This window comes from Rhizobium sp. R693 (assembly GCF_002211315.1).
Classification (GTDB): domain Bacteria; phylum Pseudomonadota; class Alphaproteobacteria; order Rhizobiales; family Rhizobiaceae; genus Rhizobium.
Genome location: NZ_LOKY01000004.1, coordinates 15,791 through 36,202 on the forward strand (window position 1 = coordinate 15,791; position 20,412 = coordinate 36,202).

16 protein-coding genes and 1 pseudogene are annotated in these 20,412 nt (G+C 58.8%); 13 read left to right on the forward strand and 4 right to left on the reverse strand.

Going from position 1 to position 20,412, the window contains the following annotated elements; all coding sequences use genetic code 11:
• Positions 1-216: 216 nt before the first annotated feature.
• The 8 genes from ATY79_RS05355 (at position 217) to ATY79_RS05390 (ending at position 8,761) form a co-directional block, all read left to right on the forward strand.
• On the forward strand, positions 217-1,680 hold the full coding sequence (locus tag ATY79_RS05355; protein ID WP_088703189.1) for an aldehyde dehydrogenase: 1,464 nt from the start codon (positions 217-219) through the stop codon (positions 1,678-1,680).
• Positions 1,681-1,748: 68 nt separating this feature from the next.
• Entirely contained in the window at positions 1,749-3,050 is a 1,302-nt protein-coding gene (locus tag ATY79_RS05360; protein ID WP_088703190.1) for an ABC transporter substrate-binding protein, read from the forward strand.
• A 6-nt stretch (positions 3,051-3,056) separates the two neighbouring features.
• Complete coding sequence (locus ATY79_RS05365) at positions 3,057-3,809, forward strand: ABC transporter ATP-binding protein (RefSeq protein WP_012555840.1); 753 nt, start codon at positions 3,057-3,059, stop codon at positions 3,807-3,809.
• Positions 3,806-4,534 (forward strand): ABC transporter ATP-binding protein, encoded by a 729-nt coding sequence (locus ATY79_RS05370; protein ID WP_088703191.1) that lies wholly within the window; start codon positions 3,806-3,808, stop codon positions 4,532-4,534. Before ATY79_RS05365 ends, ATY79_RS05370 begins: the two co-directional genes overlap by 4 nt.
• Positions 4,531-5,445, forward strand: coding sequence for a branched-chain amino acid ABC transporter permease (locus ATY79_RS05375; RefSeq protein ID WP_088703192.1), 915 nt, complete (start codon positions 4,531-4,533; stop codon positions 5,443-5,445). Before ATY79_RS05370 ends, ATY79_RS05375 begins: the two co-directional genes overlap by 4 nt.
• Positions 5,442-6,467 carry a branched-chain amino acid ABC transporter permease gene (locus tag ATY79_RS05380; protein WP_088703193.1) on the forward strand — a complete coding sequence of 342 codons (1,026 nt, stop codon included), beginning with the start codon at positions 5,442-5,444 and terminating at the stop codon, positions 6,465-6,467. Before ATY79_RS05375 ends, ATY79_RS05380 begins: the two co-directional genes overlap by 4 nt.
• Before the next feature lie 41 nt (positions 6,468-6,508).
• Positions 6,509-7,294, forward strand: coding sequence for a coniferyl-alcohol dehydrogenase (locus ATY79_RS05385; RefSeq protein WP_088703350.1), 786 nt, complete (start codon positions 6,509-6,511; stop codon positions 7,292-7,294).
• Positions 7,295-7,315: 21 nt separating this feature from the next.
• Positions 7,316-8,761 (forward strand): aldehyde dehydrogenase, encoded by a 1,446-nt coding sequence (locus ATY79_RS05390; protein ID WP_088703351.1) that lies wholly within the window; start codon positions 7,316-7,318, stop codon positions 8,759-8,761.
• Between the two features lie 185 nt (positions 8,762-8,946).
• Here ATY79_RS05390 and ATY79_RS05395 read toward each other — a convergent pair.
• From ATY79_RS05395 to ATY79_RS05415, 4 genes and pseudogenes are all read right to left on the reverse strand, one after another.
• A pseudogene (locus tag ATY79_RS05395) lies at positions 8,947-9,225 on the reverse strand (transposase); the annotation flags it as partial.
• Between the two features lie 442 nt (positions 9,226-9,667).
• Positions 9,668-11,191 carry a malonyl-CoA synthase gene (locus tag ATY79_RS05405; RefSeq protein WP_088703194.1) on the reverse strand — a complete coding sequence of 508 codons (1,524 nt, stop codon included), beginning with the start codon at positions 11,189-11,191 and terminating at the stop codon, positions 9,668-9,670.
• Between the two features lie 61 nt (positions 11,192-11,252).
• The gene (locus ATY79_RS05410; RefSeq protein WP_088703195.1) at positions 11,253-12,593 is read right to left on the reverse strand and encodes a malonyl-CoA decarboxylase; all 1,341 of its coding nucleotides are present in this window, start codon (positions 12,591-12,593) and stop codon (positions 11,253-11,255) included.
• A 343-nt stretch (positions 12,594-12,936) separates the two neighbouring features.
• Positions 12,937-13,614, reverse strand: a complete 678-nt coding sequence (locus tag ATY79_RS05415; protein WP_088703196.1) for a GntR family transcriptional regulator — start codon at positions 13,612-13,614, stop codon at positions 12,937-12,939.
• Between the two features lie 303 nt (positions 13,615-13,917).
• Between ATY79_RS05415 and ATY79_RS05420 the strand changes: the two genes are divergently transcribed.
• From ATY79_RS05420 to ATY79_RS05440, 5 genes are all read left to right on the forward strand, one after another.
• Complete coding sequence (locus ATY79_RS05420; RefSeq protein ID WP_210421392.1) at positions 13,918-15,438, forward strand: ABC transporter substrate-binding protein; 1,521 nt, start codon at positions 13,918-13,920, stop codon at positions 15,436-15,438.
• Positions 15,439-15,505: 67 nt separating this feature from the next.
• The gene (locus tag ATY79_RS05425) at positions 15,506-16,423 is read left to right on the forward strand and encodes an ABC transporter permease (RefSeq protein WP_088703197.1); all 918 of its coding nucleotides are present in this window, start codon (positions 15,506-15,508) and stop codon (positions 16,421-16,423) included.
• Complete coding sequence (locus ATY79_RS05430; RefSeq protein ID WP_088703198.1) at positions 16,420-17,304, forward strand: ABC transporter permease; 885 nt, start codon at positions 16,420-16,422, stop codon at positions 17,302-17,304. The genes ATY79_RS05425 and ATY79_RS05430 overlap by 4 nt, the downstream gene beginning before the upstream one ends.
• Positions 17,304-18,980 (forward strand): ABC transporter ATP-binding protein, encoded by a 1,677-nt coding sequence (locus tag ATY79_RS05435; protein ID WP_088703199.1) that lies wholly within the window; start codon positions 17,304-17,306, stop codon positions 18,978-18,980. Before ATY79_RS05430 ends, ATY79_RS05435 begins: the two co-directional genes overlap by 1 nt.
• A gap of 32 nt (positions 18,981-19,012) precedes the next feature.
• Positions 19,013-20,407, forward strand: coding sequence for a M20 family metallopeptidase (locus ATY79_RS05440; protein ID WP_088703200.1), 1,395 nt, complete (start codon positions 19,013-19,015; stop codon positions 20,405-20,407).
• Positions 20,408-20,412: the final 5 nt, after the last annotated feature.

Here is a 20,412-nt window from a genome sequence, read left to right on the forward strand (position 1 = left end):
TCCTCCGCTTGCCATAAACATTGCGGCAATTGCCAAATAATTACAATATTAACCCAATAAATCGCATTCCATCCACAATCCATCGGCGTAACCTGACTGTCATCAGCCTTTGGGAGGAGGCATTCCGACAGACGCGCAACGCTGAGACAGCCTTCGGGCTGCTGTGTCTGTGCGTCTTCTCCCCCTGGCAACAATGCAAGCGCTGCTTCGTGGCGGATGGGGAAAACGGTGTTTTCGGCAAAGCTGATGATCAATAATGAGGCGATGGAGGCTTCCCAAGGGGCGACCTTCGAGCGCATTGATCCGCTGACCGGCGATGTCGCAACGGTCGCCGCGGCGGGATCCGTCGCCGACATGACGCGGGCCGCCAATGCCGCCGCTGCCGCTTTCCCCGATTGGTCACAGACAGGCCCCGGCGAACGGCGCCGGCTGCTGAATGCCGCGGCCGATCTCCTGGAGGCTCGCACGTCGGAACTCATCGCCGCCATGACCGGCGAAACCGGCGCAACCGCGCAATGGGCGGCGATCAATTGCGGGCTCGGCGCCGAAATTCTTCGCGAGGCGGCGGCGATGTCTACGCAAATCTCAGGCGAGCTCATTCCGTCAAGCATTCCCGGCAGCCTCGCCATGGCTGTGCGCCAGCCGGCCGGCGTCTGCGTCGGCATTGCTCCCTGGAATGCGCCCATCATCCTCGGCACCCGCGCCGTCGCCATGCCGCTGGCCTGCGGCAACACCATCGTGCTGAAAGCTTCGGAGCTCTGCCCGAAGACCCATGGCCTGATCGGCGACATCCTGCGCGATGCCGGTTTCCCGCGCGGCGTCGTCAATGTCGTCTCCAACGCGCCGGGCGATGCCGCCGCCGTCGTCGATGCCTTGATCGCCCATCCGGCCGTGCGCCGCATCAATTTCACCGGCTCCACTCGTGTCGGCAGGATCATCGCCGAATCCTCGGCAAGGCATCTGAAGCGCTGCCTGCTCGAACTCGGCGGCAAGGCGCCGTTCATCGTGCTTGCCGACGCCGATATCGAGGAGGCGGTCAGTGCCGCCGCCTTCGGCGCCTTCATGAACCAGGGTCAGATCTGCATGTCGACAGAGCGGATCATCCTGATGGACGAGATCGCCGACCATTTCGTCGGCAAGTTCGGGACGAAAGCCGCCAGCCTCGTCGCAGGCCACCCCGGGGAAGGCAATACGCCGCTCGGCACGCTGATCAATGCAGAGGCCGTGCGCCGCGTCAGGTCGCTGATCGACGATGCCCTGCAGAAGGGCGCGGTCCTGGTCTGCGGCGGCGAGGCCCACGGCACGCTGATGGATGCGACCGTCATCGACCACGTGACGCCGGCCATGCGCATCTACCGCGAGGAGAGCTTCGGGCCGGTCGCGGCGATCATCCGGGTCGGCAGCGTCGACGAGGCCGTAACGGTCGCCAACGACAATGAATACGGGCTTTCGGCCGCGGTCTTCAGCGCCGATGTCAATGCGGCGCTTGCCGTCGCCATGCGGCTGGAATCCGGCATCTGCCACATCAACGAAGCCACGGTTTCCGACGAGCCGCAAATGCCCTTCGGCGGCGTCAAATCGAGCGGCTACGGCCGCTTCGGCGGCAAGGCGGCGATCGACGAATTCACCGAGCTCAGATGGGTCACCATGGCATCGGGAAAACGGCAATACCCGATCTGAACCACAGCTCGGCCGGAATGAACAGCGAAACGGGCGGGAGGCCCGCATCGAGAGGGAGGAATGATTTCATGAACGGAAAATTCAACGCGGCGACACTGACCCGCCGCTCTTTCATCGCATCGGCCGCGGCAGGCGGCGCGGCATTGGCGCTGTCCAGCCGCATGGCTTTCGCTGACGGCGATACGCTGAAGGTCGGTTTCATCAGCCCGCGCACCGGCCCGCTCGGCGGCTTCGGCGAGACGGACGGCTATGTGCTCGACCTCGCGCGCAAGGCGCTGGCGAACGGGCTGCAGGCCGGCGGCAAGACCTGGAAGGTGGAGATTCTCGACCAGGACACCCAGTCCGATCCGTCGCGCGCCGGCCAGCTCGCGAAGGAGCTGATCAACAACCAGGCGATCGACCTGATGCTCGCGGTGTCGACGCCCGAAACCATCAATCCGGTGGCCGATGCCTGTGAGGCGGCCGGCGTTCCCTGCCTGTCCACCGTCATGCCCTGGGAGGCCTGGTATTTCGGCCGCGGCGCCAAGCCGGGCGCGCCCTCCCCGTTCAAATGGACCTATCATTTTGGCTTTGGCGTCGAAGAATTCCACAAAGCCTATGTTTCGCAGTGGAACCTGATCGAGACCAACAAGAAGGTCGGCGTGATGTATCCGAACGACGCCGACGGCAACGCGATCCGCGCCCATCTGGCGCCGGCCCTTGCCAAGGCCGGCTTCACCATCGTCGATCCCGGCGCCTATGAAACCGGAACGACCGATTTTACCGCGCAGATCGCTGTCTTCCGGCAGGAGGGCGTGGAGATCTTCAACTCCTTCCCGATCCCGCCCGATTTCGCTGCCTTCTGGCGCCAGGCCGCCCAGCAGGGCCTCACCCAGCAGATCAAGATCTGCCAGGTCGCCAAGACGGGCCTGTTTCCCTCCGACATCGAGGCGCTCGGCGATCTCGGGATGAACATCGGCAGCGCCGCCTATTGGCACAAGGCCTTCCCTTACAAATCCACGCTGACGGGCGTGTCGGGAACCGAACTCGCAGACGGCTACGAAACGGCGAGCGGCAAGCAGTGGACGCAGCAACTGGGCGCAAGCCTGGCGCTTCTCGATGCCGGCTTCGATGCGCTGAAAGCGAGCAGCGACGTCAAGAGCAAGGAAGCCGTCGCCAAGGCGATTTCCACGCTGAAAACCACCACGATCGCCGGCAAGGTCGATTTCACCAGCGGTCCCGTCGCCAATGTCTCGCCGGGGCCAATCATCGGCACGCAATGGGTGAAGGCGCCGGAAGGCTCGAAATTCGCGCTCGACTATGTCGTCACCGAAAACGCCACCGATCCCAATGTCCCGGTCGGCGCCAAGCTCATCGCTTATAACGGGTAACGCACGGTGCAGCAGCTAGCTCAAAATCGGCCGGGAGGAGCCTTTCTCTCGGCCAAAGGGATCCACAAGCAGTTCGGCGCCCTCGTCGTGCTGGAGAACCTGGACTTTTCCATGGGCGATGGCGATGCGGTCGGCATCGTCGGGCCGAACGGCGCGGGCAAAACGACGCTGCTCTCCGTGCTCGCCGGCGCCTTCCCGCCAAGTGCCGGCACCATCACCTTCGACGGCGCCGACGTCACGGGCCGGACGGCGGCGGAGCGCTGCCGGTCCGGGCTGGTGCGGACCCATCAGGTGCCCAAACCTTTCAGCGGCATGACGACCTTCGAAAATGTCTTCGTCGCCGCATCGCACGGCCATGCCGCAAGCCGCGACGAAGCCTATGAGCGTGTGGTGGATTCGCTTTCGCTCTGCGGCATGCTTGGCGTCGCCAACCGTCCGGCCGACACGCTCGGCCTTCTCGATCGCAAACGCCTGGAGCTTGCCCGTGCACTTGCCACGCAGCCGCGGCTGCTGTTGCTCGACGAGATCGGCGGCGGCCTGACCGATGGCGAGGCGAGCGAACTCGTCGAAACCATCCTCGAATTGCGCCGGCGCGGCATCGGCATCGTCTGGATCGAGCATATCGTTCATATCCTGCTGCAGGTGGCGGAACGGCTGATCTGCATGGACGCCGGCCGGATCATCGCCGATGGCGAGCCGAAAGCGGTCATGAGCAATGCCGAAGTCGTCAAAGCCTATCTCGGAGGGACGCCGGCATGAGCCTTCTCTCCATCCGCGACCTCGACGTCCGCCACGGCCTGCTCCAGGCGGTGCGCGGCGTCAGTTTCGATATCGCCAAGGGCGAGGTGCTGGCGCTGGTCGGCGCCAACGGCGCGGGCAAGACGACGCTGCTCCGATCGATCGCCGGCGCCCACCTTCCGTCTGCCGGGCACGTTCTTCTCAACGATGAAGACCTGGCCTCCGTGCCTTCCCACAAACGGATCGCCAAGGGCATCGCTTTGGTGCCGGAAGGCCGGCGGCTGTTTTCACAGATGACGGTCGAAGAGAACCTGCTTCTCGGAAAGAGCTGCGGGCGCAAGGGCGAGTGGAGCATCGATCGCGTCCTCGACGCCTTCCCGAACCTCAAACCCCGCCGCCATGCCAAGACAGGGCACCTCTCGGGCGGCGAACAGCAGGCGACTGCCATCGGCCGGGCGCTGATGAGCAACCCGGATATCCTGCTGCTTGACGAAGTCTCGCTCGGGCTTTCGCCGCTCGTCGTCGACCGCGTCTATGCCCAACTGCAGGCCCTGCTCACATCGGGAACAACAATCGTGCTCGTCGAGCAGGACCTTGCCCGCGCCATGAGCGTCGCAAGTCGCGTTATCTGCATGCTGGAAGGACGCATCGTGCTCGACCGGCCGGCTGGCGCCGTCACCCGCGAACACGTCACCCAGGCCTATTTCGGGCTGCACCGGGCAGCCGGCGAAAGGAGCCCATCATGATCAATTCCCTCATCCAGGGTATCCTGCTCGGCGGCTATTACGCCGTCATCGCCTGCGGCCTGTCCTTCATGTTTTCGGTCATGCGGATCATCAATCTCGCCCATGGCAGCATGGCGGTCGCGGCCGCCTACGGGCTGTGGCTGCTCGCCGCCAAGGCCGGCATTCCGCCTTTTGCCGGCCTGCTGATCGTGCTGCCGGTCATGGCGGTGATCGGCTGGCTGCTGCAGCGCTTCATCCTCGAACGCAGCGCCCGCGGCGGCACGCTGCTGCCGATCCTCACCACCTTCGGCCTGTCGATCGTCATCGACAATCTGCTGTTCGAACAGTTCGGCGCCGATACACGGTCGCTCGCGCCCTTCATCGGCAACCTTTCCTATGCGTCCTGGCAGCTGCCGGGCCACATCTTCGTCGGCAAGCTTGCCGTGATGATGATGGTGACGGCGGTCCTCCTTCTCGGCGCGCTGCAATTCTTCCTTAGCCGCTTTGCGCTCGGCCGCGCCATCCGCGCCACGGCCGAAGATCCCGATACGGCGGGGCTGGTCGGAATCGATGCGCGCCGAGTGAATGCCGTCGCCACCGCGATCACCATGGTGACGATCGGGATCGCCGGCGCCTTTCTCGGCATGCGGGCAACCTTCAGCCCCTATGCCGGCGGCCCGCAGCTTCTCTTCGCCTTCGAAGCGGCCGTGATTGGCGGAGCGGGATCGCTCTGGGGCACGCTTGCCGGCGGCATCATTCTCGGCCTCGCCCAATCGCTCGGCGCACAGCTGCACCCGCAAGGCTTTCTGATCGGCGGCCATGCCGTGTTTCTGCTGGTCCTTTTCGTCAGGCTGTCCCGCTTCGGCATGCCTCAACTCGACAAGCTCGGCGCATTTCTGAATTTTCGCGCCCGTCTCCGGAGCCCGACATGACATTCGTCTCCAACGGAATATCGATAGAACGCTGGACGAGAGCTTCGCGGCTGGCGCTTGGCTCGATGGCCGCAGTGCTTGCCCTGCTGGCGCTCGCACCCGCGGTGCTCGGCGCCGGCGCGATCGACAGGCTGACGGCTCTCTTCATCTACGTGATCCTTGCCGCCATGTGGAATGCGCTCGCCGGTTTCGGCGGGTTGGTCTCGGTCGGCCAGCAGGTGTTCTTCGGCCTCGGCGCCTATTTCACCATTCGGCTCGCCGATGCCGGGCTCGACCCCTTCGTTTCGGTCTTTGCCGCCGCGATCGTGACCGGCGCGATGTCGATCCCGTTGTCGCTCTTCATGCTGCGGCTGAAGGGGGGCGAATTCGCGATAGGCATGTGGGTCGTGGCCGAGCTTGCACACCTGCTCGTCAATCTCGACCGGCTGATCCAGGGCGAAACCGGAACCTCGCTGATCTCGCTCAACCTCTATGACAGCGGCATACGGCGGGCAACGATTTACTGGCTTGCGCTGGCGTCCATGGCGGCCTTGCTCGGCACTCTCTTCATGCTGATGCGCAGCCGTGCGGGCGCGGCCATGCAGGCGATCCGCGACAATGAAGAGGCGGCGACCTCGGTCGGCGTGCGGGTGACCGCGACGAAGAGGCTGCTCTTCGTGCTAGCCGCTTTCGGCATTGCAGTCGCCGGCGGCCTGTGGCTGGCGACCGCCACCACCTTCCAGCCGAAGACCTATTTCAGCGTCCAGTGGACGGCCTACATGATCTTCATGGTGCTGGTCGGCGGGATCGGCAAGTTCGAAGGCGCCATCCTCGGCGCCATCCTATTCTTCCTCATCGAGACCTTCTTCGGCGGAGCCGGCGTCTGGTATCTGATCGGCCTCGGCACGGCCGCCCTGATCTTCTCCCTCTACCTGCCACGCGGGCTCTGGGGTGAAATCGAGCGTCGCTTCGACTTCCAGCTTCTGCCCGTCGGCTACCGACTGAAACTGCCCGGTCCCACCAAGATCGAATGGAAGGAATGAGCCAGTTTACTTCCCGGACTCTCCAGCGAAAGGTGACATTCATGCTTTTTGGTAAAACAATCCTAATAACAGGTGTAGCGTCCGGCATCGGCGCGCGCACGGCGGAACTGGCCGGCCAGATGGGCGCCGAGGTGATCGGCGTCGATGTGCGTGAACCCGCCAATGGAAGCGCCGCTTTCATCAACGGCGATCTGTCCACGCCATCGGGCGTTGCCGAGATCGTCGCGCAGCTTCCGTCGCGGCTCGATGCGCTCGCCAATGTCGCCGGCCTTTCCGGCAATACCGGCGTCGTCTCGACACTCGCGGTCAATTTCTACGGCCTGCGTGCCTTGTCGGAAGCCGTGGCACCTCGCCTGCGTGAAGGCGGGGCGATCGTCAACGTCGCCTCCATTGCCGGCTATGGCTGGCGCGCCAATCTCGAGCGGGCAAAGATCCTGACCGGCATTGAAGGCTTTCCCGATGTCTCTGCGGTCGCCGCCGAACACAACCTCAGGGACGAGGAAGGCTATCCGCTTTCCAAGGAACTGCTGCTGCTCTGGACCATGCGCGCGGCGCACCAGCCCTTGTTCAAGGACCGCGGTATCCGCGTCAATGCGGTAAGCCCGGGGCCGGTGGAAACACCGATCCTTAAACAGTTCCGCGCCGTGCTCGGCGATGCCAGGGTCGACAGCGACATCACCCGGGTCGGTCGTGCAGGTACCGCCGCCGATATCGCGCCCGCCGTGCTCTTTCTCTGCTCGGACGGCGCACGCTGGATCAACGGCGCCAATCTCGCCACCGACGGCGGCCTCGAAGCATCCATCAACGCCGACGTGCTCGGCTTCTGACTCTTTCCAGGAGACACCATGATGAATATTTCCCTGCTCATAAACGGCGCGGACCGCCCGGCTTCCGGCGGCCGGACCTATGACCGCATCGATCCCTTCACCGAGAAGCTCGCAAGCCGGGCTGCGGCGGCGAACCTCGACGATGTCGCCGCAGCCGTCGATGCCGCCTCCGCCGCCTTCGCCGGCTGGTCGAAGACCGGTCCCAGTCAACGCCGTGCAATCCTGATGAAGGCTGCCGACGTCATGGATTCCAAGGTGGGCGAGTTTACCCAGCTGATGATCGAAGAGACTGGCGCGACCGCACCCTGGGCCGGCTTCAACGTCATGCTCGCTGCCAATATCCTGCGCGAGGCGGGCGCCATGACGACGCAGATTTCAGGCGAAATCATCCCCTCCGACAAATCCGGTTCGCTTTCCATGGGTGTTCGCCAGGCCGCCGGGGTGTGCCTGGCGATCGCTCCCTGGAATGCACCTGTCATCCTCGCCACCCGCGCTATTGCCATGCCGATCGCCTGCGGCAATTCAGTCATCCTCAAAGCATCCGAACAATGCCCCGGCACGCATCGTTTGATCGCCACGGCGCTTACCGAAGCGGGCCTGCCCGCCGGCGTCATCAACGTCATTACCAATGCGCCGGAGGACGCGCCTGAAATCGTTGCGGCGCTGATCGCCCATCCCGCCGTCCGGCGGGTGAATTTCACCGGCTCGACCAAGGTCGGCAGGATCATCGCCGAGACCTGCGGAAGGCATCTGAAACCCGCCCTCCTCGAGCTCGGCGGCAAGGCGCCGTTGGTCATCCTTGACGACGCCGATATCGACGGCGCCGTCAATGCCGCCATCTTCGGCGCCTTCATGCATCAGGGCCAGATCTGCATGTCGACGGAGCGGATCATCGTCGATACAGCGATCGCCGATCAGTTTGTCGCCAAACTCGCCGCCCGCGCCAGCCAGCTCCCGGCCGGCGACCCGCGCGGCCATGTCGTTCTCGGCTCACTGATCAGCCTCGACGCCGCCAAGAAGATGGAAGAGCTCATCGCCGATGCGACGGCCAAGGGCGCCAAACTCGTGGCCGGCGGCAAACGCTCGGGCACTGTGGTCGAGGCCACGCTGCTCGATCACGTCACCTCTGATATGCGGGTTTATGCGGAAGAATCCTTCGGCCCGGTGAAGCCGATCATTCGCGTCTCGGGTGAGGAGGAAGCAATCCGTATCGCCAATGACACCGAATACGGCCTGTCATCGGCAGTCTTCAGTCGCAACATCCAGCGGGCGATGGCGGTTGCGGCGCGCATCGAATCCGGCATCTGCCACATCAACGGTCCGACCGTGCACGACGAGGCGCAGATGCCCTTCGGCGGCGTCAAAGGCAGCGGCTACGGCCGCTTCGGCGGCAAGGCGGCAATTGCCGAATTCACAGACCTTCGCTGGATCACAGTCGAGGATTCCGCCCAGCATTATCCCTTCTGACCGTCGGCGGTATCGCCTGCGGGACGCCAGCGATCAATGTATGTCGTAGTGCGCTCGAATTTCACCGTGACCGTGAAGTGAAATCTAAGATCCGCATACTTCCTCACGGAGCGACACGTGAGGAAGTCATCGCATTATCTATACCGTACGAGGATGCTGCATCGATCATTCATCACAACAAGCAACTGTGTAATCTCGGATTTGTTCGAGGTCCAGATATCATGGAAGTCGCGCCGCCAATGCGCCCAACATGAAGCCTCCCGGAAGCGGCGTTTCCCGTCGGTTCCGGCCTCATATCACTTCGCATAGCCTTTGTAGCCGTCGGCCTGAAGGATGCCTCTCGCCGGCTTGAGGTGACGGTAACGTGCTCTTCCTTCCAGTCGGGAGCAAAATAGTAGGCCGCACCGGGCGGAGCTACACCCCCGTGGGCGTTAGTCCCGGACATAGGTCCAGAGCCTGCCCTTTGACGTGCTCGACCGCATTCAGGATCACAAGATTAATCGTCTCGCAGAACTGCTTCCCGGGAACTGGGTGCCGACGACGGCAATCATCTGCGCCGAGGCCGCCTGATGGCAACTGTCAGATTCGTTCACCATCGACTATGTCGCGGAAATCCTCGATGAGGACTTCGACCTCCTCCGGGAGATCATCAGCAATGATGACAACCTGACCTATGGCAATATCATCAGCATCGTGACCGGAGACGACGAGAGTACGCCAGCTTTGACAGACGATGGCGTTGACGAACTCAGGCAGATGCTAAGCGACGCGCGTAGGTCTGCCGAAACATGGCAGGAGTTCCTCGATTGCTTCGTCCTCGACGAAGACATCGTTGCGCGTGTCAATACATATTCCCCACCGCAACAATCGGGCGTTTACCGCGCAGCTGTAAAACTAGTTTGAGCTCTAACCGACGGCTGGGTGTAGATAGAGATCCTTGAAATTGTCACGCAGAACGTTCTTCTGGACCTTGCCCATTGTGTTTCTTGGCAGCGCCTCAATGAACAGAATGCGTTTGGGAAGTTTGTACCTGGCAAGTCGGTTGTGAATGGCCACGAGGATATCATCCTCCCCGATATTCACTCCTGGGCTACGAACAACGACGGCGGTCACACCCTCCCCAAAATCCGGATGAGGCAACCCAATAATGGCGCTTTCAACCACACCTGGGAGCGCATCAATTTCCTCTTCGATTTCTTTGGGATAGACGTTAAAGCCCCCTGTTATCACCAGATCCTTGCCCCGTCCCAAGATATGGAGGTATCCGCGTTGATCAATTTTACCTAGGTCTCCGGTGATGAAGAACCCGTCCGGTCGCATTTCCGCCGCCGTCTTCTCCGGCAAGCGCCAATATCCTGCAAAAACATTCGGCCCTTTGACCTCGATCATGCCGATTTCATCAATACCGAGGGGAGTTCCGTCATCGGGATTACTGATTCTGACTGAAACGCCGGGAAGGGCCAGGCCGACCGTTCCGGCAACTCGTTCGCCGTCGTAGGGGTTCGACGTATTCATGTTGGTTTCTGTCATCCCATACCGCTCAAGAATGGCGTGGCCAGTGCGGCGCTGCCATTCGGCATGGGTCTCCGCGAGCAATGGAGCTGACCCCGAAATAAAGAGCCGCATACCCGACCAGGTATTATCGAGTTGGGGGCTCTGCAGGAGCCGCACATAGAATGTCGGCACCCCCATCAGAACCGTGGCCTCCTTCATCAATTCAATGATCAAGTCGGGCTCGAACTTTCTCAGAAACTTAATTGCCGCGCCGGACAGGAGCGAGACGTTGATCGCAACGAACAGACCGTGCGTATGGTAGATTGGAAGGGCGTGAATAAGAATGTCGCGTTTCGTAAATTTCCACGCCTCTACGAGCGTCAGCGCGTTGGATAACAAATTCGCATGGGTGAGCATTGCACCTTTCGATCGTCCCGTCGTGCCCGATGTATAGAGGATGGCCGCCAGGTCATCCGGCTGCCTTATAATCGTCGGAAACGTGGGAGAAGCCACACTCGCCGCTTCAAACAAGCTTCCGCTTTCATCGGCGGCAAGCGTATCTATCCGCGCGCCCACCCGCCCTGCAATCTGCGACAATGCTTGTTCGTGCGAGGGATCGCAAATAAGGAGAGCCGGTTCAGCGTCCCGAACGAAGTACTCCACCTCATAATGTGTGTAGGCCGTGTTCAAGGGGAGGAAAACAGCGCCAGCACGCAGCGTCGCCAAGTAAAGGCAAACCGCCATTACAGATTTTTCGACCTGCACCATTACCCGGTCGCCAGGGCGGACGCCTCGCTCAACGAGAACGTTTGCAATTTGCCCAGAAAGGCCCAGAAGGTCCCCGTAGGTGCAGATGCGTCCGTTGGTATCATCGAGCGCGACACTCGAAGCATCGCGGGTATGATCCTGGATGTACGAGAAAAGATTTCCGTTCATTTCAACTCCCAACATGGCCTCGTATGCGGCTCAACGAGCCGGCAGTGTGGACACTGATGTTTCAAGATTCGAGAAGCTTGCGAATGTGAGGTGCGGCGATGATCTCGCCTCTCTCCGCGAACGCCTCGTGGTTCGCCTCGATATCGGCGAGATGGTAGACATAGTTCACCATCAACCCATGAGATTGCGCGATGCCTTTTTCCGAACGGTCGCCGAGGATATTTATGCTTTCGAGCCGTGCGCCATTCCCCAAATGAAACTGAGCTACAGGGTCTATTGTACGTCCGTTTGAACCTCGTGAATCCAAGTAGTAGAGAGCTGCCATGCGCATGAGATAAGGCCCGATGGTCTCCACCATTTTCTCGTCATCAAACCAGGCGGGGTCGTTTAGCGCATTCAACGGAGCGCACTGAATTTGAGGCTGCCCATTGCCAGCACGAGTTGACAGCCATTTGGAGAAACGCGGAGCGGGCGACAACGTCGCGAAATTTCTGAGGTTAGGCAATTCCGCTTTGAGGTCTTGCACGACCTGCTTGATAAGGAAGTTTCCGAAAGAGACGCCCCTCAGCCCCTTCTGGGTATTCGAGATAGAATAGAATACGGCGGTCGTCGCATCACTTTCCGGCACGAACTTCCGATCAATCTTCAGTAGAGGCTGAATGCGCAGCGGCATCTCGGTTGTCAAAGCTACTTCAACGAATATGAGCGGCTCGTCGACCAACTGTGGGTGAAAAAATGCATAGCAGCGGCGGTCCGACGGCTGCACACGATTCCTCAGGTCGCTCCAATCTGCGATTTCGTGCACGGCTTCGTACTGGATGATTTTTTCGAGTATGTTGGCCGGTGTTTCCCAATCGATCCGCTTCAACACCAAAAAACCTCGGTTGAACCACGACGCGAAGAGATGCGAGAAATCCGCGTCAACGCGTTTGAGTTCCGGATATTTCTGCAAATTGCCCAGGAGATCCTCTCTCATTGCGATGAGAGATTTGGTACCGCCTCCTGCAAGATTGATCCGCCTGAAAAGCTGCTGCCGTCGCGGTTCAGAAACCGCATGAAGCGCGTTTAGATGATCCGGCGACGGATCCCTGTTGACTGTATCGAGGGCCTTCGTCAGCGCCTCCATGTTCGGTCCGAAGTCGTTCGCAAGCGCGAAAAGGAACTCAAGACGCTTCTCAGTCGAAGACCATTCATAGGCAGCGAGCAATCTCTCTGCGAGAGCAATGCCCGAAGCCTCGCCGCGACGGGAAAGCAATTCCTCGGCAATTTTTATCAGATCCGTTGACGGAACAGGCGCCCTGCCGTGACCGGCCCCACCTAAGAACCGCCGGCCACTCTTCGTAGCGCTTTCGATTAAAGCTATCAGGAATGACGGCGATGTGCTCGAACTGCCCGCGATCATTGCATTCTCCCGCCGCCTAAAAATGCAATATTGCAATGATCGTACACAATGTCAAACATGTTGCATTTTCAAGTTTGGGCACGCTTGGTTTTTTCTTCGGTGTCGCTACCCAGTGGGGGCAGCGCCGTAGAAACCCAGATAGAACTGGCAGGTTCCCAACCGTATCTAGATAAGTTTTCATCTCGGCGACGTGCGACATGTATGCTGGCAGGCGGATGGCCACCAGCTTCTACTTTTCGAGGGGCGTGACGTGGGTTCTAAGCGGCGGCCTTACACTCTAGCGGGTTGGCGCAGACCTTCGACGGCAAGTGTCCTGAATACCCGCGGTTTCAGCGCGAACCGTTCAATTTTGCGAGGCCGCTTCCGCCATGAATGCAACAAGATCTTGGAACCTCTCACCTTGGATGACAACATGCGTTCGAAGCGCTGTCTCGGCCTTCGCGCCATCGCCAGCACAAATCGCGTCAATGATGACTTGGTGTTCAGCAAGAGAGCTGCGCATTCTATTAACGGCGCGTAGCTGGAGACGCCGATAGGGCCTTAGCCTTCTCTGCAAAGTCTGGCATTGCTCGATCAGAAAACCATTGTGGCTGGCAGAATAGATTGCTCGGTGAAATTCCTCGTTTTCGTAGTAGTAGGCATCGGTATCACCGCTTGACGCAGCGCGAATGCATTTATCCATTGCTTGCTGAAGGACAGACCGATCCTCTATCCGCAAGCGTATGGCGGCCAGTCGGCCGGCCATTCCTTCCAATTCGGCCATTACCTCAAACATTTGGATTAAGCGATCGATACGGACGGTTGAGACAAATGCACCCTTGTTGGGACGCAGTTCCACTTGACTGTCTGAGGCCAACTGAGCCAGTGCCTCACGAACAGGTGTACGCGAAATGCCAAATCGTTTGGAGACAGATTGTTCATCAATGCGCTGACCGGGAGCAAGCACGCCGGTCAAAATGTCGTTCTCGATAGCGTCGCGTACCTTTGATGCTGTGCTCTTGGACGCCTTTTCCTCTGTCATCTAACCTCACATCGCCTGTCAATTCTTAACGCGCATGTCCCCGACTTTTTTCGGTTACGCCTCTAGTTCCTGATGACTCCACCACAGGGTGAGTCTTCACCTATTTTTGCCACTGATCATACCACGATGCAATGATACCAAAAAAATATGCAATCTTGTTGACATTGTGCACGATATGCAGAACCTTGCATCAAGGCGAGCGGAAGGTTCTAGCACGCTCAGCTGCGCGTGAAAGTTTGGCGCAGATACGGCAAAAGAAGCGAGAGCTCCAATGCTCCGATAAACTCCAGAGGAACGAACACCATGACACACAAATGGATTGGCCTGATCATGTCTGCCGGTTTGATCAGTGTGGCGGCATCCGCCCCGGCACACGCCGGAAAGGATGACGGCGTCGCGCGCATTGTCTTAAACGGTGAAGTCGGAACGTTGAACTACTATTTCGATAGCTCTCGAGAGGGGTTGATCACCGGTCTCCAAATTTACGACGGCCTTGTGTATCGGGATCCAACCAGTGGCGAATTCAAAGGCGATCTCGCAGAATCGTGGTCTTGGCGTGACGACAAAACAATTGAGTTCAAGCTCCGCAAAGGTGTCAAGTTCTCCAACGGCGAAGCTTTCGACGCCGACGATGTCGTGTTCACGATCAACTACATCGTCGACCCCGCGAACAAGATTGTGCTGTACGACTGGGTCAAATGGATGAAGTCGGCCGAAAAGGTCGATGCATACACCGTGCGGCTACATCTTGCCCAACCCTATGCGATGGCGATGGCTGCCCTCAGCGGCTTCGTTCCGATGTATCCAAAGGATTATTATGAAAAAGTCGGCGTCTCGGGCATGGCCGCAATGCCAGTCGGCACCGGGCCGTACAAGGTGACGGCAGTGACGCCGGGATCGGGCTACACGCTGGAGCAGAACCCCAATTACTTCGATGGCCCGAAGGCAAAGCCTGCTATCGAAAAGATAGAGGTCCGCACCATACGCGACGTCAACACCCAGCTTGCCGAATTGATGTCAGGTAACCTCGATTTCATGTGGCAATTTCCATCGGACATCGCCAACAATCTGGCGAGCACCGGTGAATTCAACGTCACCAGCAAGCCCGGCCTTCGCGTTGGGTTTCTGGCTCTTGACGCCGCCGGCAGGACATCTGAACAGAGTCCGCTCAAGGACGTGCGTGTCCGCAGGGCGATCAACTACGCAATTGACCGAAAGGGGATCGTCGAAGGTCTTCTTCAGGGCGGTTCTGAAACCATCAACAGCCTTTGCAATCCTGCGCAATTTGGCTGCGATACAAACGTCCAGAGCTATGAATACGATCCAATCAAGGCGAAAGAACTGCTAAAGGAGGCAGGCTACCCGGACGGCTTTAAAACGGCAATGGGTGTCTACCGGGATCGCCCTCTGGCCGAGGCGATAGTGAGCAATCTGGCTTCCGTCGGAATCGGCGTCAGTACCGAGATATTGCAGTATTCCGCCCTGACATCTAAAAGAATTGAAGGAAAAATGCCGATCTCTTTCCTTACGGACGGATCGAGCTCAATAGCTGATGTCGCGGCCATCACGCCTATCTACTTTGGTCTTAGCAGTCAGGACTATGCGCAAGATAAAGTCGTTGCTGGCGACCTCCAAGCGGGCGGGACCACCGTCGATGAAGGGGCGCGGAAGGCGGCTTATTCCCGGGCATTCAACCGGATCGCAGATCAGGCATACGTCGTTCCGCTCTGGTCTTATACAGTGAGTTACGCGCTGTCGAAGGATCTGAAGTTCGAGCCAACACCCGACGAACTACTTCGCTTCTTTGACATGGCATGGAACTAACCGTTCCGGATGGTGAGCTTCGCCAACGGCTCACCATCTCGTCACCATGGAACAGGGAGGTCGTTACATGATCAGGTTTTTAGCTGGCAGGCTGGCGATGGCGTTCTTTGTGGCTGTAACCGTCTCTGCCATCACTTTCCTCATGCTGAATTTCTCAGGCGATCCAGCTATCGCGATCGCTGGCGAGGGCGCAAGTGCGGAGAACATCGCGCAAATCAAAATGCAGTACGGTTTCGACCGCCCTGTGATCATTCAATATTTCGATTGGCTGGGCCGCGCCATGACAGGTGACCTTGGCTACAGCTATTATTTCAAGCTCCCTGTCATTCAGTTGTTGGCTCAACACCTGGGGATCACCATGCTACTGGGGTTGCTGAGCATTACATTCGCACTCGTCGTGTCGCTTCCGCTCGGGATCGTTGCTGCGGTCAAGCCGAATTCCTTCTTCGATCGGCTGTCTCTTTCTCTCGCTGTAGTGGGGCAGGCCATTCCCAGTTTCTGGTTCGGTCTTATTCTGATCGTTGTTTTCGCCATCAAACTGCGATGGCTCCCCGCATCCGGCGCCAAATCCTGGCAAAGCTTCGTGATGCCGACGGTCGTGCTCGGATACTATGCGACACCGGCGTTGATGCGGCTGACGCGCGCCGGCATGCTGGAGGTGCTGACCTCGGACTACATACGCACCGCCAGGGCCAAGGGTTTGTCGCCGAGGAAAATTCTCTTCAAGCATGCCTTGCGCAACGCCGTAATTCCCGTAGTGAGCCTCGCTGCCGTTCAGATGGGCTTCATGCTTGGCGGCTCAATCATCGTCGAGTCGGTGTTCGCGCTGCCGGGAGCCGGCCTGCTAGCCTGGCAATCAATCGCTCGCAATGACATACCGACTATGCAGGCGCTCATTCTCGTGTTCTCCATGTTTTACATCGTGTTCACGGTTGTTGCCGACCTGCTCAATGCATGGCTCGATCCGAGGCTCCGAAAAACATGACGACTCCAGCCAAGACAGTTACCATTTCGTCGCCGCGGCGGCTGATGATTGTTCATGCCTTGCACCATCCCGGATTTCTCCTATCAGGGGCTATCCTCCTGACCATAGTCATTCTCGCGATCAGCGCTCCGCTCATTGCCCCGCACGATCCATACTTGCAGAACCTTGCAGCGCGATTGCGGCCTCCAGTTTTTCTCGGTGGTTCGTGGGATCATCCGCTTGGCACCGACGCGCTCGGCCGCGATTATTATTCGCGCCTATTGTTCGGTGCAGGCGTCTCGCTAATGATTGGTTTTACTGCTGCCTCCGTGTCAACGCTGATAGGCACGACGCTCGGAATCCTCGCCGGCTATTTTGGCGGGCGCGTAGATGCTGTTGTGCGCTTTATCATCAATGTGAGACTCGCTCTCCCGGTCGTGCTTGTCGCCCTCGCAATCGTCTCGCTTTTTGGCGGCTCTCTGTTCGTTATTACAACCGTGCTCGGTCTGCTTCTATGGGACCGTGCCGCAGTGGTTATCCGCAGCGCGACGATGCAGGTCAGAAACCATGAATATGTCGCCGCTGCCGAGGTCCTTGGCGCGCCCCTGCCCCGCATTCTGATCAAAGACATCCTGCCCAACATCGCCAACAACCTGATCGTCATCTGCACGATCGAAATGGCGCATGCGATAATCCTGGAAGCAGCATTATCCTTCCTCGGGCTGGGAGTGCAGCCGCCGACGCCGTCCTGGGGCCTGATGATCTCGGAGGGCAAGGAAATGCTGCTCTTCAATAGTTGGCTTATCGCCATTCCAGGTGCATCGCTATTTATCCTTGTGCTGGCCATCAACATGTTTGGTGATGGGATCCGCGATATTACGACCCCCGAAGGCAGAAACTAATGGATGCGCAAACTTTACCCGTTTTGTCGATCCGCAACTTGAATATTGCTTTGCCGCGAGGTGGCGATCGTTCTTATGCGGTGGAGTCATTCAGCCTCGACGTCCGTCCTCAGGAAATCGTCTGCATCGTGGGGGAAAGTGGGTCTGGAAAGTCGATGACGAGCTTTGCGACGATGGGCCTCTTGCCGAAAGCGCTCGTCCCCACGTCTGGCGAAATATTTCTTGGCGGTGTGAACCTGCTGTCCTTGAAAGAGCGTGAGTTGGCCAAGATACGTGGCAACCGAATTGCCATGATCTTCCAGGAGCCGATGACCGCGCTTAATCCCTGCTTCACTGTCGGCGATCAAGTCTCCGAGGTGTTCCAGCAGCACGCGAACATGGGAAGTGCCGAGAGAAAGGCACGTACGCTTGCTTTGTTTAGTGAGGTCAAGCTGCCCGATCCAGAGCGAATCTACCGTAGTTACCCTCATCAGCTTTCGGGCGGGCAGCGACAGCGTATTGTTATCGCGATGGCACTCGCCCTTGATCCTACTGTCCTGATCGCCGACGAACCTACCACGGCTTTGGACGTTACCACCCAGGCGCAAATCCTCCACCTCTTTAAGGACCTCAAGAACCGTCATGGCGCTGGTATCGTATTCGTGACGCACGACTTCGACGTCGTCGCGGAAATCGCCGACAGGGTTGTGGTCATGCAAAATGGCAAGATCGTCGAACAAGGTGCTGCCGATGAAGTTCTGAACCGGCCGACCCACGCCTATACGCGTCAGCTCATTTCGGCCGTCCCGCGAAGAACGAAAGAAAGCGCGCCGTTCGAGAACAATCTTCCAGTCGTGATACAGGTAACAGGGATTGTCAAAAGCTTTCACACGGCCGCCAGCTTTTTGGGGAGATCGTCGTCCGTTGTGGCTGTTCGCGACATCAGTTTCGAGGTAAGAAAAGGCGAAACGCTTGGCATCGTTGGCGAAAGCGGCTCGGGCAAATCAACACTCGTGCGCTGTCTGATGCGGCTCACGGATCCCGACACCGGCGAGGTAGTCGTAGACGGCGCAGACCTTTTGACGCTTTCGAAGAAGGAACTGCGCAGCCGTCGCAAAGATATCCAGATCGTCTTTCAAGACCCGTACGGCTCCCTCAACCCGCGCCGTACTATATGTGACCAGCTTATCGAAGGACCGACCAACTTCGGAGTGCCGAAAAAAGTCGCGATCGAACGTGCGCGGGAATTGCTTCGGATCGTGCGGCTCAATCAGGATGCGCTGAACCGCTATCCTCCGCAGTTCTCCGGTGGACAGCGACAGCGCATCTGTATCGCAAGAGCATTGATGGTAGAGCCGAAGGTTCTGATCGCTGACGAATCCGTTTCTGCCCTCGATGTGTCGGTTCAGCGCGACGTGCTCAATCTTCTTCAGGAGATCAAACAGAAAATGGGCCTCACGATGATTTTCATCACTCATGACTTGCGGGTAGCTGCCCAAGTTTCAGATCAACTTATCGTCATGAGCAACGGAGAGGTTGTCGAGCGGGGAAAGGTCGAAACCGTGCTCGGGTACCCTCAACATCCCTACACGAAACAGCTTTTGGCGGCCATGCCGGGGCAAGGTTGGGAGGTTCCGAGATTCGACGAGCAACCGAAGTCGGCTTCGCCTTACCTTGGCGGTCCTGATTTAGTCTGAAGACAACCTGGTAGAATATCTGGGAGACCGCGATGACCAATTCGGCCGATCAAGGAGGTCGCGATCAGGCGATCGCCAAAATTGATTGCTATTTCCGAAACAGCTTTAACGACGACCTTGCCTCCCTCATTGCCGTTAGAAGTGAAAGCCAAGACCCGGCCTTCGCGGGAGAGCTGCGTCGGTACTTGGACATGATCACCTCACTGGTTGATCAATTTGGTTTTGTCACGTCAATAGAAGCGACAGCGGACGCCTCTCCAATCTTGCTTGCGAACCGGATCGAAAACCCTGAGTTTGGTACGGTTCTGATCTATGGTCACGGCGACGTCTGTGCACCCGACACACGGTCGTGGAGAGAGGGGCTCGATCCATATGTCCTAACCGTCGAGGGCGACCGCCTTTATGGCAGAGGAACGGCTGACAACAAGGCTCAACATCTGATCAATCTGCAAGCCCTGTTTGCAATCTTGCAGCAGAAGGGAAGTCTCGGCTTCAATGTTAAGCTCGTGATAGAGACCTCGGAGGAGATAGGCTCCCCAGGACTGCGAAAATTTTTCAAGGCAAATGCAGACCGACTTTCGGCAGACGTACTGATTGCATCGGATGGTCCTCGCCTCCGCAGCGGCGTTCCGACCGTATTCATGGGATCCCGCGCGGCCCTCAATTTCGAGTTACGGGTTAATCTGCGCGAGCGCGCCTATCACTCGGGAAACTTTGGTGGACTGCTCGCCGACCCCGCGATTATCCTGTCCCACGCAATTTCGAGCATTACTGATGCGCGAGGGCAGATAAGAATTTCGGAATGGCGACCGACGAGCTTGACCGACGACTTCCGCACATCGATCGCGTCGCTGCCACTCCTCGTAGACGGCCCCTCGATTGATTACGACTGGGGCGAAGAAGATCTAACACCGATCGAACGGGCGTTTGGATGGAATAGTTTCGCGGTACTGAGCATACATTCGGGCAACCCTGCTTCGCCACAGAACGCTATTGCCGGAAGTGCGGTTGCCACCTGCCAACTTCGGTACGTGGTAGGAACTGATCCAGCCGAAATATTGCCGGCATTACGCCGCCACCTGGACGATAATGGCTACAAGGCGGTTCAGCTCGTTGGACGACGCGAAGATGCGGTTGCCGCCACTCGTTTTGCACCGGATCATCCTTGGGTCGAATTCGTCGTCGCTTCAATTTCCGCGACAAGTGGCATGAGGCCGGACATCCTGCCAAATCTTGCGGGTTCGCTTCCCAATGATGCCTTCACCGAGATACTCAACCTACCGACAATCTGGATTCCCCATAGCTATGCCGGCTGCTGCCAGCACGCGCCGAACGAACATGTCCTTTCGCCGCTGGTACACGACGCGCTGCGAAACATGACCGGGCTTTTTTGGGACATTGGCGAGCGTGGAGGAAAGATTCAGTGAGCTCA

Coding starts and splice junctions, on each gene's coding strand:
- ATY79_RS05385 (WP_088703350.1), top strand. CDS start 6,509: ATGCTTTTTGGTAAAACAATCCTAATAACAGGTGTAGCGTCCGGCATC.
- ATY79_RS05405 (WP_088703194.1), bottom strand. CDS start 11,191: ATGAACGGAAATCTTTTCTCGTACATCCAGGATCATACCCGCGATGCT.
- ATY79_RS05380 (WP_088703193.1), top strand. CDS start 5,442: ATGACATTCGTCTCCAACGGAATATCGATAGAACGCTGGACGAGAGCT.
- ATY79_RS05370 (WP_088703191.1), top strand. CDS start 3,806: ATGAGCCTTCTCTCCATCCGCGACCTCGACGTCCGCCACGGCCTGCTC.
- ATY79_RS05410 (WP_088703195.1), bottom strand. CDS start 12,593: ATGATCGCGGGCAGTTCGAGCACATCGCCGTCATTCCTGATAGCTTTA.
- ATY79_RS05415 (WP_088703196.1), bottom strand. CDS start 13,614: ATGACAGAGGAAAAGGCGTCCAAGAGCACAGCATCAAAGGTACGCGAC.
- ATY79_RS05355 (WP_088703189.1), top strand. CDS start 217: ATGGGGAAAACGGTGTTTTCGGCAAAGCTGATGATCAATAATGAGGCG.
- ATY79_RS05375 (WP_088703192.1), top strand. CDS start 4,531: ATGATCAATTCCCTCATCCAGGGTATCCTGCTCGGCGGCTATTACGCC.
- ATY79_RS05440 (WP_088703200.1), top strand. CDS start 19,013: ATGACCAATTCGGCCGATCAAGGAGGTCGCGATCAGGCGATCGCCAAA.
- ATY79_RS05430 (WP_088703198.1), top strand. CDS start 16,420: ATGACGACTCCAGCCAAGACAGTTACCATTTCGTCGCCGCGGCGGCTG.
- ATY79_RS05425 (WP_088703197.1), top strand. CDS start 15,506: ATGATCAGGTTTTTAGCTGGCAGGCTGGCGATGGCGTTCTTTGTGGCT.
- ATY79_RS05420 (WP_210421392.1), top strand. CDS start 13,918: ATGACACACAAATGGATTGGCCTGATCATGTCTGCCGGTTTGATCAGT.
- ATY79_RS05390 (WP_088703351.1), top strand. CDS start 7,316: ATGAATATTTCCCTGCTCATAAACGGCGCGGACCGCCCGGCTTCCGGC.
- ATY79_RS05360 (WP_088703190.1), top strand. CDS start 1,749: ATGAACGGAAAATTCAACGCGGCGACACTGACCCGCCGCTCTTTCATC.
- ATY79_RS05435 (WP_088703199.1), top strand. CDS start 17,304: ATGGATGCGCAAACTTTACCCGTTTTGTCGATCCGCAACTTGAATATT.